The following is a 14,645-nucleotide window of genomic DNA, read 5'->3' as shown; positions in this document are numbered from 1 at the left end:
TAGCAAGATTGAGATAAAAATGCAAGACCTCAATCCAATCAATTATATGCCTTGACTTAATGGATTTTCCCTTTGTATATTACAAATATAACTTAAAAATACAGGATGGAAGTTAAAAAAGAAATAAAGAAATAATATGGCTGAGTCAAACAAAAAAACCGGTATTGGATCATGGCCGCAGGATGACCGGCCCAGGGAAAAATTACTTAAAAAAGGCGCGGGAACACTGAGCAATTCCGAACTTCTGGCAATCCTTTTGCGTACTGGAGTAAAAGGAAAAAGCGCCATTGATCTGGCGCGCCGAATTATTGAAAAATTCAGCACCTTCCGCAACATGAGTCATACCGATATACGCGAGTGGAAAGAATTCAAAGGACTGGGGCCCGCCAAAATCGCGCAAATTCAGGCTGCTCTGGAAATCGGGCGTCGTTTTCGCGATGTTGAAGTCAATGGTTCAAAGCAAAAGATTGCTTCCGCTCAAGATGTCGTTGACATGATCATGCCGCAAATGCGCGACCTCAAGACAGAAATATTTAAAGTTGTCTATCTCAACAGTAACAATCGAATCATCGAAATCAGCGACGCCGCCGTGGGCACAGTCAACCATGCCATGCCGATTGTGCGGGAAATCATCCACACCGCTCTGCAAAAATTCGCTGCGGCAATTATCTGCGTCCACAATCACCCCAGCGCCAATATTGCGCCCAGCCCGGAAGATAAAAAGTTCACTCAGGAATTAACCGCCGCAGGGAAACTCATGGACATTAAAGTTCTCGATCACATTATTATCGGCGATAATACATTTTTTAGTTTCGCAGAAGAAGGATTAACAAGAAACTGACAAAATCAATTTTTTAGTGTAACTGAAAATGAAATTGTTACATTAAATACATTTGGCGGCAAAATATTAAAAGGAGAGAGCAATGGAAACAATGATAGCGTACTGCGGTATTATTTGTTCCAAGTGTCCGGTTTATTTGGCGACCCAGGCCGATGATGATCAAGCCAGAGCCGAGGTAGCCAAGCTCTGGTCAAAACAATACGGAATGAAGATAAAACCGGAAGACGCAAATTGTGACGGCTGTCTCCAAACAAACGGGCGGCTCTTTAGCCATTGCCGTGTCTGCGGCATCAGGGCCTGCGCGATGGAGAAAAAAGTAAGCACGTGTGCCGTGTGCGCGGATTACGCCTGCGAGCAATTGAAGGATTTTCACTCCATTGCGCCTCACGCGGGCAGAATGCTGGAAAAACTGCGGGCAAAATCATAAATACGAAAAGAGCAGAGTAATGATATGAGAAACTATAACGTTCTGATTATCGGTTCGGGTCCGGCAGGAATTTTCGCAGCGATATGGTTGGAAAAACTGGGGATGGATAAAATTGCCATTATTGATCGCCATTCGTATCCCGCTGGAGGACTGCTCAATGACGGTAAACTGAATTTTGATTACCGCGTCGGTCTGGATATTAATGAACTGCAAATTGATCGCGACACGGCAGAAAAAATGATGCAGGAAATTAAACAGGTGTTTATCGGATTTCCGCGCTGCAGGCAAGTAACCTTTATTGATAATAATAAAAAGCTTCTGGCACTTGAAGACATGGCCTCTGAGCATGACGCGCAATTTATCGCGCCCGAGCAGTGGCACTGGGGCACGGATAACGGCAAGGCGCTGGTTGATTATTTGCGCGGCTATCTGAAAAGAACCGATTTCCTGCTGAACACGGAAACTGTGGCCATCGAGAAAATCAGTGACAATAAATTCCGGCTTGTTTGCCGCTGCGATAAAAAAAGAACAAACTACAGTGCGCAAGTCATTTTGGCCGCTCCCGGACGCAGCGGAGCCTATTGGTTTCGTGATATGGCCAGTGAGCTCAATATCAACCATAATTTCGGTCCGATTGATGTGGGCATTCGCCTGGAGCTCAATAGACAATTTTACGATTGTATTACCGATATTGTTTACGATCCCAAATTTATTTTCAAAACACATCGCCATGGAGATAAAGTAAGAACCTTCTGCACCAATCCCGGCGGGCGGGTGCGGGTGGAAAATTACGGCAAATTCAAATTAATTAATGGCGATGCCCTCTCCGGCAAAAAGACAAAAAACACAAATTTTGCCTTGATTAACACCGTTGCTTTGACCAAACCGCTATCCGATACCACTGAGTTCGGGCAAAGTATTGCCAAACAATTTTTTCTGCTGGGCGGCGGCAAACCAATTGTTCAAAGGATAGGCGATTTTCGGGAGGGGAGAAGAAGTTCCGCGGCAACATTCAACAGTACGGTCCGTCATTTTGAAGTTTGCAAGTCAACCTGCAACGCAACCCCCGGTGACATCACTTTGGTCATGCCTGCACGTATTATGGACAATCTATGGGAATCGCTCAAATCACTGGACAAAATAATTCCGGGAATTCTTCATCCGTCAACATTGATTTACGCGCCGGAAATAAAGTTTTTTGACACACATTTTCCGACTGACCGTTATATGGAAACGAATATTAAAGGCGTATTTGTCGCCGGTGACGGCACCGGTAAAAGCCGCGGCATTGTGGGAGCAGCGATATCCGGCATCATCGCCGCGCAGGGGATTATGTCAGGTGTATAACACTGTGATTGGGCAAGAAAAATCTAGATTCATTTTGTTTATGGATCGCCGCAAGATAATTTCTTTTTTAAGTTCAGGTGCCATCTTAAGTAAAAAATCTTTATTTAAAAAAGCCCGGATAAAGTTTTACCCGGGCTTAGGTCCCATTTATTAAAATACACTTTCCGCCCGAACGAAAAAATTTGGGCTGCTGTTAATATTTTACTTAGCTAATTTTTGCCTGTGACCAGTATGTTATCAAGGTATATGTCATTACCATATTGGCTTATACCCAAAAATCCAAGGGTGACCGTTTGTCCCGCATAGGCAGTCAGGTCAATAGAGTGTTGTTTCCATCCTGTTGAACCGTCATAACGGTTGATAGTCGATCCTACGTCTGTCCAGTTGCTACCCCCATCTATGGAAACTTGGGCTTGTACTCTGTCTGTAGCGCCGGAGTATCCGGTGTCGTGATACATATAAAAGGTTAGTGTAACCGAGGTGATCGGACTGGGGATGGCAAAACCGCTTGTGCGGAAGAGGCGTGCTATTTCTCCACTGGAATAAGAATATGATTGGAAACGCGCCATGTATGATCCGCTTTGCGGTGCCGTGCCGGAAGGATGCAACGTGACGGTTGCGATACTCCAGGGGATGGTTCCGCTGACATTTTCGTAATTCCATCCGCCCGCGTCGAGTGAGCCTTCTTCGAATCCGTTATTGAGATATTCCGTAACAAGAGGAGTGCTTCCGAAGTGCCGAACGGGGCGAACCCACTCGACGACATTTTTGGCCATGTTGGCCGCTACGCCATCGGTGTTTTGCACAAGGATGCCGTCGGTTGCGTTGGCCTCGGTTGAACTCCAGTAGGCGTCAGTGGTGTAAAGGCCGCCGATGTATGCTCTCTGCGCGTACATTTCCAGAAGCTCGTCTCTGGAAGGCAGATACCAGTCTGTATATCCTCCGCCGGTGTAGTTTCTGCATATCAGCGCCGCACTAGCCGTGTGCCCTCCTTGAGCAATAATTGCATTGCTGTTAGCCAATCCTGTTCCCAATGCAGTACCTGTCGTTCCTACTGCTGTTGTCGTAACATTGCTCCACGACGCGTAGGGATCTGCGGAACCGCTGTTCCAGAGCTCAGGTGCTGCTTCCAGGCCGCTCATTCCGTCTGCTGTAACGTAGAAAACAATTCCACCGCCGGGACCGGTATCACCAATGGCAAATACTGTTTGTGTCCATTTGGCATAAACAGTAATATTTGCAGTTACTGTTGTAGATGCTGTAAATTCCGTTCCTCCTCCATCTACCTCTGTGTACCACCCGCCAAAAGTATAACCTGTCCTGGTCGGTTCTGTCGGTAATGTGCCTGCGGTTTGTCCCGATGTTACCGTTATACTTGTCGGATCGGCCTCCACCGTTGCTCCCTGGCTGTCAAATGTTACCGTATAAGTAAGCGCAGGATTACCCCACCCCCCTGGGCTGCAGGCCATAATCGCAAGGGTGGCTAGAAGCAATAAAGCAGTATAAATTTTTACTTGAATTCTCATGTTTCCTCCGGGGCAAAATATTTTTGTGGAAAATAATCTCATACTCTGGTTCAAAAATTTTCTATTCCTTACCTTAAAAAAGTAACATATAAAATTTATGTGTCAATTAAAAAGTTTATTTCCGGCGCAATTTGTATTTGAGATCCAATATCAGCATTAAACCCTGTATCGTATAACCAGGATTACCTTGACATACAAGGCCGATATTCTTATAGTTTAAAAAAAGTATGAAAATATTTTTTGCATTACAGACCGTGTGGGCAAATCTTCCAACAACTCGGGAGAATAAAAATGCGGGAGCTGCAAAATAAGAAAGTATTCATTACCGGAGCCGCAAGCGGAATCGGCCGGGCCACTGCGATAGCCATGGGCAAGTTGGGGTGCCGTTTGTTTTTAACCGATATAAACGGAGACGACCTTAAAAAAACGGTTGAAGTAATTTCCAACGTCGGCGGAACTGTGTGTCTGGCACGTCCTTTTGATGTCGGCAATTATCAGGCCATGGCGGATTTCGCTAAAGATGTTCACGCAGGATTCGGTTCTCTGGATATTCTGATAAATGTTGCGGGCATCGCGCTTTTTTCCCAGATAGAAGATATGAGTCACAATGATTGGGAAAAAGTAATCAAAGTAAATCTCTGGGGAGCGATTCACGGCCTGGAGTGTTTTGTGCCCGATATGATTCGCTCTGGTAACGGCGGGCACATAGTTACCATTTCATCAACCGCCGGTATTATCGGCTTGCCCTGGCATGTCGTTTACGCGGGAACGAAGCATGCTCTTGTAGGCATGTCCGAGGTTCTGCGCTATGATTTAAAAAAGCATAAAATAGACGTAAGCGTAGTTTGCCCCGGCGCCGTTAATACAGGGTTAGTGAAGACCGTGGAAATCCACGCCGATAAAGAAGCAACGGATAAGGCACGCACGCATTTTCTTAAAAGAGCAATTTCCCCGGAGAAAGTTGCGGATTTAATCATCGGAGCAATTCGCAGCCGCAAATTTTTTGTCATCACTTCCTTCGACATAAAGTTGCTCTACTTTTTCAAGAAATACTGCTTCCCAATTTATCATCTTATCATGCTGACAATAAACCGCTTTATGGATAAGTCATTAAAAAAGGCTATTGAAAAAAAATGACGGATAGCGCCATAAAAAAATTCTTTTTCCCGCAAATAACAAAACGCTATTTACTGCGCGTCGCCGTGGTTGCCATCACCGCCTTCATTATTTTTAAATACGTATTCATACCGTTTCGCATTCAGGGCGAGAGCATGGCGCCCAACTATGTCACCGGTTCGTTTAATTTCTGCTTTGCCCTGCGTTATCTGTTTTCCAAGCCCGCGCCGCCGGATGTTGTGACTGTGCGGATGGCAGGACAAAAGATTATGCTGCTGAAGCGCGTCGTGGCTACCGAAGGCCAGAGTGTTGAATTCAGAGAAGGCAATCTTTTTGTGGACGGCAAAAAAGTTAACGAGCCCTACGTCGCGGGCAAAAGCGACTGGAATATTCCACCCACTATCGTCAAGCCCGGGCATGTTTATGTAGTGGGAGACAATCGCAGTATGCCTGCAAGAGGGCATACTTTTGGTCAGACACCTGTAACCCGTATTGCAGGAGAGCCGTTATGGTAACAAAAAAGTATCTTGCCGTGGCGTTAATAATTGTTGCGGCAGGCGTAGTACTTTTGCTTTTGTCCGTTGACTGGGAGGCGAGGGCTGTGAAAAAGCAGTTACGCTCGCTGGCAAAAGAAATGACCTGGGCACCGGGCGAAAATCAATTGGAAATTATATCACGCATCAAACACGTGCAGGAAAAAATGGCTCAAACATGTCAGATCGATATACCGGGCTACAATATTTCCCGAGCCGTTTTACAAAATGATGTGCCGGCCTACCTGACGATGGGAAGAAATTATTATAGAAATCTTTCTGTTGAGCTTGAAGATTTGAAAATTGAATCTCTTCAGGTTCCGCAGGCGCATGCCGTCGCCACAGCCTATATAAAAGCAACCGATGCTTACGGCCAAAAGAACGACCAGGCGCTGGCGCTGGAATTCAACCTGCAAAAGATTGAGAAGAAATGGCTTATAACTGAGGCTAAAGAGATGCAGGTGCTTGAGAAGTGATGGAGCAAAAAATAAACAACTGCTTTATTGATAAAGGAGTGATTTATGAAAAAAAACATTTCAGTTATTTCTTTGTTGCTTTCGGTATTATTTCTTGTTGCCGGTTGTGAGAATAGTTCATCCGATTGGGTGAAATATAAGACAGACAAAGATGGGAATGTATATTCATATAGCAAAGGAAGCATGAAAGTGGATTCTGCAAATAATGCAGTTCAGGTCTTAGCTAAAGAAATCTATTCTGATGTCGGTAAAACGATAGAATTACAGTCCAGAATAAAAGATGGCTTGTCTGTGGAGGAATATGGAAACCTTTCCTCAAAAACATGTTTATATGAAATAGACTGTACGAAGCGCAGTATAGCTGTGTTAGCAATAAGTCATTATGATAAGGATAATAAAGCAATATATGCCGGAGGGGAAACAAAAGAAAAGAAATGGTTTGAAATACAACCTGATTCAACGGGAGATGCTCTTCAAAAGGCAGTCTGCCCCGGCAAGTAATTTAAGACGTTCTGCCGAACATAGCGCTGTGAAATATTAAACCTGGAACTTAGAACTTAAAATATTCATGTGAGTATCTTATGAAAGAACAAACTCGGCAGAGGGTGGAAAAAATTGGAGACAGTATTTTTTTGTCGCCTGCCTTTCAGGCCTTGACCATCGGTGTGCCTTTCTGCGTATTCAAGCTGATCTTCGGCCTGCTTGCTCTGCGCGCGGGTGTGGCGTCAGTCTCCTTTCGCGTCTTAGCCTGGCTGGTCATAGCCTGGGCTTTGACAGATCTGATCATGAACCTGACACGTATTTATTTTCACCTTTCCGGCCGGGAGGCTCCTGTTGAATACTGCACTATCGCTCAGGCCGGAAGACTTTTAAAAAGGCCGGGCCTTTTTCTGGCTATTGATACCTTGCTTTCCTTTTCCATAATCTGTTTTGTTCTTTGGTCCGGCTGGATTACACTGCTTGACCGTCAGGAAACCTATTTTTGGTATGCTGCTACCACATTGAACTTAATCAGCGTATCTGTTGTCAATATCTGGATTGAGCTGCGTCGTGAGCCAAGCTGATAGTGAGTCCCAAATTTAAGAAGCGAAGCGCACGGAAGCTTGTTGGACGAATTACACTTGGTGCGTAGCGCTGTGGAAAGACGAACGAAGCAAATTATGATAAAAGACCTCATAAACCTGCAACACAAGACCTTTAAAGAAGGCGGGGGTAATCTAAAATGGATAATATCGCTTATGAGATAGGTAACTTTATAATTAAGGCATTTGATTACGTGGGAATGGAAATAGTTGGAGATATATTCAGGTGGAGTGGCGTTACGGGAGCAGGATATGGAGTAATTTTTATTATTATAATTATAATTTTCTTACTCTATATTATTAAAAAATGAATAATGTATTGGAACCTATTCCGCAAATCCACGACTTGTCGGTATTGGCAGAGACGAGGGATTACGTCGAACCGTCCTTCATCTCCAGCAATCGTTCAATTCTCTTTTCAACAGGCGGATGAGTGCTGAATAAACTCATGATAGTTGAGCCGGAGAGCGGATTAACTATAAACATATGCGCTGTTGCAGGATTGGCGCCCATCGGCACAACCCTGGACATGTTGGACAATTTCATCAAAGCGCCGGCCAATGCTTCGGGATTGCCGGTTACTCTGGCGCTGCCGGCATCGGCTTCGTATTCCCGGGATCGGGAGATGGCCGTCTGCACCAGTGTTGCCGCGACAGGCGCGATAATGGCTATGGCAATGGCGCTGATAACACTGCTGTCGTCACCTCCGAAGAAGACACTCCAGCGTGATAACAAAACAACGGCGCTGGCAATAGTTGCCGCCATCGTGCTGATTAAAATATCCTTATGTTTGATGTGAGACAGCTCATGTGCTATGACGCCTTCGAGTTCATCATTGTTCATCAAACTCAAAAGACCGGAAGTTACTGCGACCGCCGCATGATCTTCATTTCTGCCTGTAGCAAACGCATTGGGTGTGTTGGTTGGAATAACATACAACTTCGGCATTGGTATTTCTGCTTTTTTGGTCAATGATTCCACCGCAACATAAAGATCAGGGGCTTCAGCCTGCGTCACCGGCTGAGCGTCATACATTTTCAAAACGATGGAATCAGAAAACCAGTAGCTGCCAAAATTCATTACGGCGGAAATTATCAGAGCGATGACAACACCTTTTCTCCTGCCGAGCAAATATCCGACAATCACCAGAAGACCGGAAAGCATACTAATCAACATGACAACTTTTAACGTGTTCACTTAGTTTTCTCCTAATGAGACTCGCTAATCCCGATTTTATCGGGGGAAGCGCAAGTCGAATTATCCCCGAAGCGTAGCGAATGGGGACTTGTTTAAAGTTTCTTCAAGCAGTTGTGATGTTGCCTCATAGATCTTCGGGTCTTTGCCGGCCTTAGGACCGGCTACATTGAGCACCTTGATCTCATTTTCTTGTAGCCAGGAAGAGAGGCTTTCTGCCGCCTCTTGCAGGGGCAATTCTTTCAAGTCTATATGAATCCAGTGTTTTTTGTGCTGTATGGCAAATTCTCTGGTTAATGCCGATCCACCGGTGAGAAATCCATGAGAGACGATCACGGTTCCGTCGGAATCGAGAACATTCTGCAGCGTTCGCTTGGAATAGTTTTCCGTGGGCATTTCCTGAAGATGATATTTTACGGGAAGCCTGCCGTCCTCGGTTCTTCTGCCTTTGGGAACCGACCCGCCATAGGGCATGTCATGGTCAATGGCAAAATCAAGCGCTGCCCTGTCCGCTCCGGTCTGCCCGCCGGATATGATTTTTTCTATTTTAAACATTATTGGTGCCTTTGATTATTTTAAATATTTATTGCAAAAATTCAAAATGACACGCAACCGGATTAAGACTCGTTAGATTTTTTATTTGAGAGATTTAGTCTTAATTATTTGCGAGATGTATTTCTCAAGTTTCTTGACTGCTTCGCTTGGTATATCGACGAATTCCACTCCCGCTTCATAAGATTTGTCCTCAATAAGGACTTTGATCCATTTTATTTTTCCCAGGGCGGATATTTCTTTTTCCAGATTCTTTAATTTGAAATCTATCTTGAGGAGGGTATCGACGGGGAAAAGAATACTGGACTCAATTTTAGCACCGGACGCAGAGATATCCTTGCTGTAGTTATACAGTAATTTTTTCTTAGTAATATTTTTTTCTCCGGGAGTGACGGATATAGTGATTTCGTTTAATTCCTTCAGTCGCTGAGCTTTCCTTCTTTCTTTCATAACGAACCTTCTCTCCTTTTCTGTTCACCATTTAGTGACACTCGCTGAGAGCAAGCGGAGTGCCGCTCGAAGCGCTAGTGGAATCCCGACGTCGTCGGGACGCCGCGCTGCGGGGCACTATTCACTATTCACGGTTCTTTCCCGGTTACTTAATTCCTTAAATCTGTTTTTCTTAACCTTGAACATAGAACATTGAACAGTATTTTTACCATTCACTATTTACTCTTCACCATTCACCTTTATAAGAATGGGTCATTTTTATCCTTGCCCCATGGCAGCATCTCAGATTCTTTCCCTTTCATAACAACTAATTCTCCGGGGTCAGCAACAATAACCCAGTTGTCCAAATCGAATTGAATGGAGTTAACGCGAGGGATGTTCATTAAATCCGAAACCAAAGCTTTGACGGTGGACATATTGAAATCTGTATTATTATTATTCCATAGAGAGCCGTATATACATACCGTTCTGTTGGAACTGGTATAACTGATTTTAGTCATATCAGCATTATGACTAACCAGAATATTCCTTACTTTTCTATTAAGTTCATACCTGCAGACTTCATCGGACATAATTACATTCCGGGGGAAGTACGATATTAAAATCTTTAAATACCGGCTTTCCCTCTCTTGATTTGTATTTTATTTTTCTTCACACTCTCACGCAGTGCATAATCTGCCCGCCTGCGCCGGTGGACATTATTTGGGGCACCAGTATTTTTATGCTTTTTGTCACTGGTTTTTTTCATCTGATTCCTTAAGACAAGCCAAGTGGAATAATAACCGGTTACGATTTATCTTTTTAGTTATTTGTATTTATCCATAAAGCTTGAAGCCTCCCCATATGCCAAGAAGTCCACCAATGGTACTTCCTACTAACGAAACGGAGATTGAGTCAGCACCGAGCAGTATAGGTGCATACCCTCCTGCTACGGAACCTATAATCATCCCAATCATTATGAAACTTTTTCTCGACATTGTATTTACTAATGAGCTTTTTTACGATAAGTTGAATAACATAATAGCACTATTCATTATTTTTAAAAGAAGAAAATACACCATCTCCTTTATTACAGATTAAAGTCCGGCATCTTTGCCGAGGTTGATGATTTGTTTGTTGGGGGAAGCCGTCAGGCAGTTAGTATTTTTACCATCTAGGGGTGAGGAGCATATACCCCTAGATGGTAATTTACTAAAATCTAAATAAATTAATCTAGAATACAGACATACTTTTCTTTACCAAAGAGAGAGATAGATCTTTTAACAGCATTAATCTCATTCATATTATACTCAGAATTGAAATCAAACCGTGTAAATAAAGAATTATAGAATTCTTTAAGAAAATCTTCTGGCCCTTGATTTAACACCAGGGTATATTTCTGTCTCCCAAATTGTAATGCCTTATCGTACGAATTCATGTAAATATCCACATTACCACGGTTTTTGCGACTTGTCCGATCTTTGACTATAAAGGTTCCCATATCACTTATATTGATTTCAGTTCCTAATTTAAGCCCTTTACGTTCTAAGTCTGGTGAAACAGCGACTATCCCGGTTCTAACCATTTCTCCGGAAGCTGTCTTACCTTTATTATGGTAACACTCCTTCAACGTGTACGCTGTCACTGATATTTTGATTTCTTCTGCCCATACACTGACAGATGAAATACACAGGATACAAACTCCTAAAAGCACAACTTTTGCTACTAATAGGTTTATTCTTGTCATAATGACCTCCTTGTGTTGAAAAGAGCAAAATCACTCTTTTGCACAGATTGGGTTATGGCTACCTTTGCCTACCCGTAGCTCCTCTATTTAAACACTCTCATAAAGAGTGGAATCTGCTAATTCGTCCTTATTGTCTCATGCTGATCTAGAGCAGAAAAAATATCAGAAGAATAAGGAAATGGAGTTTTAATAAAAGGTTACTTTATTTCTAACAGACTATATCTTGTGTGTCAAGTAAATTTTGACCACAAGATATTGAGTAACATATCTATATATATTGGTATGTTGCATGGACGGGCCAAGGTAGAAAAACAACATTTCGGGAAGGATTAAATACTCAATGTAGAGAAATAAGCTGGTTCGCATTGCTAATTGCATCCGGTGCGCAGTAATCTATTCAGACAATCTCATACAATCTGAACATTTCTTTCAATGGCTTGAACGTTTCATTATGAAAAAGAATTCAAAATTGGTTTTTGAGCGTTGTTGCCAAAGCAGGCATTAATTATATATCCTTATATTTCAAGCAGATAAAAATTATTTTGTTTTCCCTGAAGATCTGGCACGGTCTTTTCATTAATATAAAGACAAATAAACAAATTACCTTAAAGGAGGTAACAGATCATGAAAAAGACATTAGCAACCACAATAGTGACGATGGCAGTAATTCTTTTAACGGCAACTTTCGGATTTGCTGAATTTGCGGCAACAGGCGCCACTAATTTCCCATATTTCCAACTTGGATGCTTAATCCTTGGTGGATTGATCATAGTTTCCCTGAAACGTAAATATGAAAAGATGTATGTTGGAGAAGTAGTCGGCGCATTCGCTCTTTACACAATCCTGATGGCTATGTTCACCAACCCGGTTATTGAAGCTGTAAAAACATTTGTAAGCTAAAAAGTACTTTAACAGAAGATAAACAAAAAAGAATATTTCAAGTGAGGTAAGAGTAAAAAAGCATGATCTGTTAAAGTAACACACCTCCCACCCCACTTTTGCCCCTCAAGGTCAGAAAGACTTGAGGGGCTTCGTATTTTTATCTTTCACCTTAAATGTCATTGCGAGGCAGCCCTCGGCTGCAGCCTGTCCTCGATGTAATCGGGGTGGCAATCTATCTTCACCCTTTAGTGAGCCAAGCTGATCCCGATTTTATCGGGAGAAGCGTAAGGCGAATCCCGACTCGTCGGGATGCCGTGGGGCACCATTCACTTTTTCCCTAATCCTCCAATCCTCCAATCATCTGTCTTTACTCTTTACCCCTTTTGCAGAAACATAGCGCTCCTTCTTGCTTATGCTTATGGAAACAGTGCCTGCATATACGCCTTCATGGCCGGACTTAATTGTTTGTAGAGCATTGCATTATATGACGCATTGTAAGGGACTCCCGGTGCAACTCCATAGATGATCGTCGGGTCTGTGTTAGGATTGCCGGCGGGGAATTGGGCGCCTGCCTGCGGCCTGGTCGGGTCCATGCTGGGAAGGTTTGTAAGAGGAGGGGGGCCAGCAGTAAGTGTTGCCGGATTCGGATTATTTAATCTTAAATTATTTTGAACGATCTGCTGGGCCGCAATTGCATACTTGCGCGATGTCGCAGCAGGCGACCCTGCTTTAACCGCCGGGTCAACATTGATCGTTTTGATTGATATGGTATAGTCACTGTTTAGGTAGATTTCAAACGTGCGAAACTGCTGCGGGAAATCATGCAGCGATGAAGTTTCCACCTGCCAGAAGCCGTATTCAGGATGTGTTGGATCGGGAGAAATAAATGCTTTAACGGTATTGAGATGACGATGTCCGGCGATCCACATGAGAAGATTCGGCGTGTTTTGGAGAGTACTAACCAGTTCTGCCAAAGTTACGGCATTATCAGTAGTAGCTATAGTATCAGTCCACCAACTGTCCGTGGGTCTGGCAGTCCTGTCACCAAGCCACCATTCGGTCTCGTCGCCAATCTTTACGACGGCGATCGGGATATGCGCCGCGATGATCATGAGTTGATTGGCAGCCTGACCAGCCGCCAGTTCTGCCCGAAGCCAGGCCCAGCGGTTCGCGTCAAGAAACCCATGGCCGTGAATATCTTTAGAACCGTCGGCTTCCGACTGAGTATCGTCGAGCACGATAACTTTGATCGGTATATTCGACTTCGGCAGGAAACTATAACAGGCAAAACCACTCTGCTGGGTGGGATTGACCAGATTAAAACCGTGACCGACGGGATTTGAAGATGTATTAAAAAATTCGCTAATCCACTCCGTTCTCAAAAGCGAGCGGCGATTCGCATCGGCGATAACCGTAGGGGGTTCGGTGAACCCGGGGGCTCCGACCTCACCGGCATGGATAATGTTACCTAAAGGAGTTGAACCATCGATTACGCCTTGATAATACAATGTTCCCGTCTTCATGTTGTCCATATTGAACATGACTGGAAAGGTGCCTTCGAGAGTGGGGTTAAGAAAATCAGCTACAGCCCAGACATAACGGCTGATGTATGAATTCCGGATACCAAGAGTCGCGTTGGCATCGACAGGGAAAGAACCGATGTAGAAGTGATCGTGATTGCCGAGAGCCTGATACCAGGGGATCGATTTATCCAGTCCCGCGGCCTTGTAGGGCTTCTGGTAGTCGATGGTGTTTGCTCCGAGATGATCGCCGGAACTAGGGGTAATGACCTTGCCGTCAATGACGTCGATATACCACCTCAGCTCGTTGTACGAAGTATTGTTGCAGGTGTCGCCCAGAGAGATGCCGAAATCAAAAGGATTTGCTTTGTTATCTTTGTTGTGCAGGGCGTTTGCCGTCTGAATGGCGGCGTCGAGGACATGGGTGGTGTACATCATGATCGGTGAGTAGATGGAAGTGTTATTCCCTGACCATGTTGGATCAAGTTGCTGGAGGTAAATCATCTGGTTTGGCGCTTCTTTGTCGGTTATATGGATATCGGTGATGGTAAAGAAATTTAAAAGTTTTGCTTTTGGAGGAAGCGTTGGAACGACATAACCATCCGGCATGATACCGAATGTTGCTGAAGTGGTCCGCGTCTCTGCTGGCAGTGGAGCTCCGAATGTCCAGATGCCATAGCCCCATCCATCATATTGTGAAACCTGGGAAAGTCTTGTCGTATTAGATGCGAAGTCCATAGAAAATGAAAGCATCCGCTGGTCCGTTGTTTGAACATCGGAATCAATCGGGTATCCCTGAACTTGATTGTTATCACTGCTTGAGCATCCCGACAAAGAAAATATCAGCAAGCCCGTTAAAAAGACTAAACAGAACTTTTTGAACTCATACGATAGTTTCATAAAACGCCTCCTCTATATGTCTGAATATCTGTTGACTATGTTTTGATCCTTAACTCCAATATCGCGCCCTGAC

At 44.0% G+C, this 14,645-nt stretch carries 17 protein-coding genes; 10 read left to right on the top strand and 7 right to left on the bottom strand.

Annotated elements, in window-relative coordinates; all coding sequences use genetic code 11:
- Positions 1 to 136: 136 nt before the first annotated feature.
- The 3 genes from CVU62_08725 to CVU62_08715 all read left to right on the top strand — a co-directional run bounded on the left by CVU62_08725 (position 137) and on the right by CVU62_08715 (position 2,615).
- Complete coding sequence (locus CVU62_08725; GenBank protein PKN37798.1) at positions 137 to 841, top strand: hypothetical protein; 705 nt, start codon at positions 137 to 139, stop codon at positions 839 to 841.
- An 82-nt stretch (positions 842 to 923) separates the two neighbouring features.
- Positions 924 to 1,268 (top strand): hypothetical protein, encoded by a 345-nt coding sequence (locus CVU62_08720; protein ID PKN37797.1) that lies wholly within the window; start codon positions 924 to 926, stop codon positions 1,266 to 1,268.
- Positions 1,269 to 1,292: 24 nt separating this feature from the next.
- Positions 1,293 to 2,615, top strand: coding sequence for a hypothetical protein (locus tag CVU62_08715; protein ID PKN37796.1), 1,323 nt, complete (start codon positions 1,293 to 1,295; stop codon positions 2,613 to 2,615).
- A gap of 209 nt (positions 2,616 to 2,824) precedes the next feature.
- Here CVU62_08715 and CVU62_08710 read toward each other — a convergent pair whose 3' ends face one another.
- Positions 2,825 to 4,183, bottom strand: coding sequence for a hypothetical protein (locus CVU62_08710; GenBank protein ID PKN37795.1), 1,359 nt, complete (start codon positions 4,181 to 4,183; stop codon positions 2,825 to 2,827).
- A gap of 249 nt (positions 4,184 to 4,432) precedes the next feature.
- Here CVU62_08710 and CVU62_08705 point away from each other — a divergent pair, with 249 nt between their 5' ends.
- The 5 genes from CVU62_08705 (at position 4,433) to CVU62_08685 (ending at position 7,330) form a co-directional block, all read left to right on the top strand.
- Positions 4,433 to 5,278: a short chain dehydrogenase gene (locus CVU62_08705; protein PKN37794.1), complete on the top strand. Its 846-nt coding sequence runs from the start codon at positions 4,433 to 4,435 to the stop codon at positions 5,276 to 5,278.
- Positions 5,275 to 5,772: a signal peptidase I gene (lepB, locus tag CVU62_08700; protein ID PKN37793.1), complete on the top strand. Its 498-nt coding sequence runs from the start codon at positions 5,275 to 5,277 to the stop codon at positions 5,770 to 5,772. Before CVU62_08705 ends, lepB begins: the two co-directional genes overlap by 4 nt.
- Complete coding sequence (locus CVU62_08695; GenBank protein ID PKN37792.1) at positions 5,766 to 6,266, top strand: hypothetical protein; 501 nt, start codon at positions 5,766 to 5,768, stop codon at positions 6,264 to 6,266. The genes lepB and CVU62_08695 overlap by 7 nt, the downstream gene beginning before the upstream one ends.
- Before the next feature lie 45 nt (positions 6,267 to 6,311).
- On the top strand, positions 6,312 to 6,767 hold the full coding sequence (locus CVU62_08690) for a hypothetical protein (GenBank protein ID PKN37791.1): 456 nt from the start codon (positions 6,312 to 6,314) through the stop codon (positions 6,765 to 6,767).
- An 80-nt stretch (positions 6,768 to 6,847) separates the two neighbouring features.
- Positions 6,848 to 7,330, top strand: coding sequence for a hypothetical protein (locus tag CVU62_08685; protein PKN37790.1), 483 nt, complete (start codon positions 6,848 to 6,850; stop codon positions 7,328 to 7,330).
- 390 nt (positions 7,331 to 7,720) lie between these two features.
- Here CVU62_08685 and CVU62_08680 read toward each other — a convergent pair whose 3' ends face one another.
- From CVU62_08680 to CVU62_08665, 4 genes are all read right to left on the bottom strand, one after another.
- Positions 7,721 to 8,545, bottom strand: a complete 825-nt coding sequence (locus tag CVU62_08680; GenBank protein PKN37789.1) for a protease HtpX — start codon at positions 8,543 to 8,545, stop codon at positions 7,721 to 7,723.
- A 60-nt stretch (positions 8,546 to 8,605) separates the two neighbouring features.
- Positions 8,606 to 9,097, bottom strand: a complete 492-nt coding sequence (locus CVU62_08675) for a hypothetical protein (GenBank protein PKN37788.1) — start codon at positions 9,095 to 9,097, stop codon at positions 8,606 to 8,608.
- Positions 9,098 to 9,178: 81 nt separating this feature from the next.
- Entirely contained in the window at positions 9,179 to 9,544 is a 366-nt protein-coding gene (locus CVU62_08670) for a hypothetical protein (protein ID PKN37787.1), read from the bottom strand.
- 239 nt (positions 9,545 to 9,783) lie between these two features.
- The gene (locus CVU62_08665; GenBank protein ID PKN37786.1) at positions 9,784 to 10,116 is read right to left on the bottom strand and encodes a hypothetical protein; all 333 of its coding nucleotides are present in this window, start codon (positions 10,114 to 10,116) and stop codon (positions 9,784 to 9,786) included.
- Between the two features lie 289 nt (positions 10,117 to 10,405).
- Between CVU62_08665 and CVU62_08660 the strand changes: the two genes are divergently transcribed.
- Complete coding sequence (locus CVU62_08660; GenBank protein ID PKN37785.1) at positions 10,406 to 10,624, top strand: hypothetical protein; 219 nt, start codon at positions 10,406 to 10,408, stop codon at positions 10,622 to 10,624.
- A 127-nt stretch (positions 10,625 to 10,751) separates the two neighbouring features.
- Here the strand turns inward: CVU62_08660 and CVU62_08655 are convergent, their stop codons facing one another.
- Complete coding sequence (locus tag CVU62_08655; GenBank protein PKN37784.1) at positions 10,752 to 11,270, bottom strand: hypothetical protein; 519 nt, start codon at positions 11,268 to 11,270, stop codon at positions 10,752 to 10,754.
- A gap of 624 nt (positions 11,271 to 11,894) precedes the next feature.
- Here CVU62_08655 and CVU62_08650 point away from each other — a divergent pair.
- Entirely contained in the window at positions 11,895 to 12,170 is a 276-nt protein-coding gene (locus tag CVU62_08650; GenBank protein ID PKN37783.1) for a hypothetical protein, read from the top strand.
- Positions 12,171 to 12,568: 398 nt separating this feature from the next.
- On the opposite strand, the gene CVU62_08645 is transcribed toward CVU62_08650, so the two are convergent.
- Entirely contained in the window at positions 12,569 to 14,572 is a 2,004-nt protein-coding gene (locus CVU62_08645) for a TIGR03768 family metallophosphoesterase (GenBank protein PKN37782.1), read from the bottom strand.
- Positions 14,573 to 14,645: the final 73 nt, after the last annotated feature.

This window comes from Deltaproteobacteria bacterium HGW-Deltaproteobacteria-2 (assembly GCA_002840505.1).
Lineage (GTDB): Bacteria > Desulfobacterota > Syntrophia > Syntrophales > Smithellaceae > Smithella.
The sequence above is the reverse complement of the archived record's forward strand: the minus strand, read 5'-3'. Positions and strand labels throughout refer to the sequence as shown.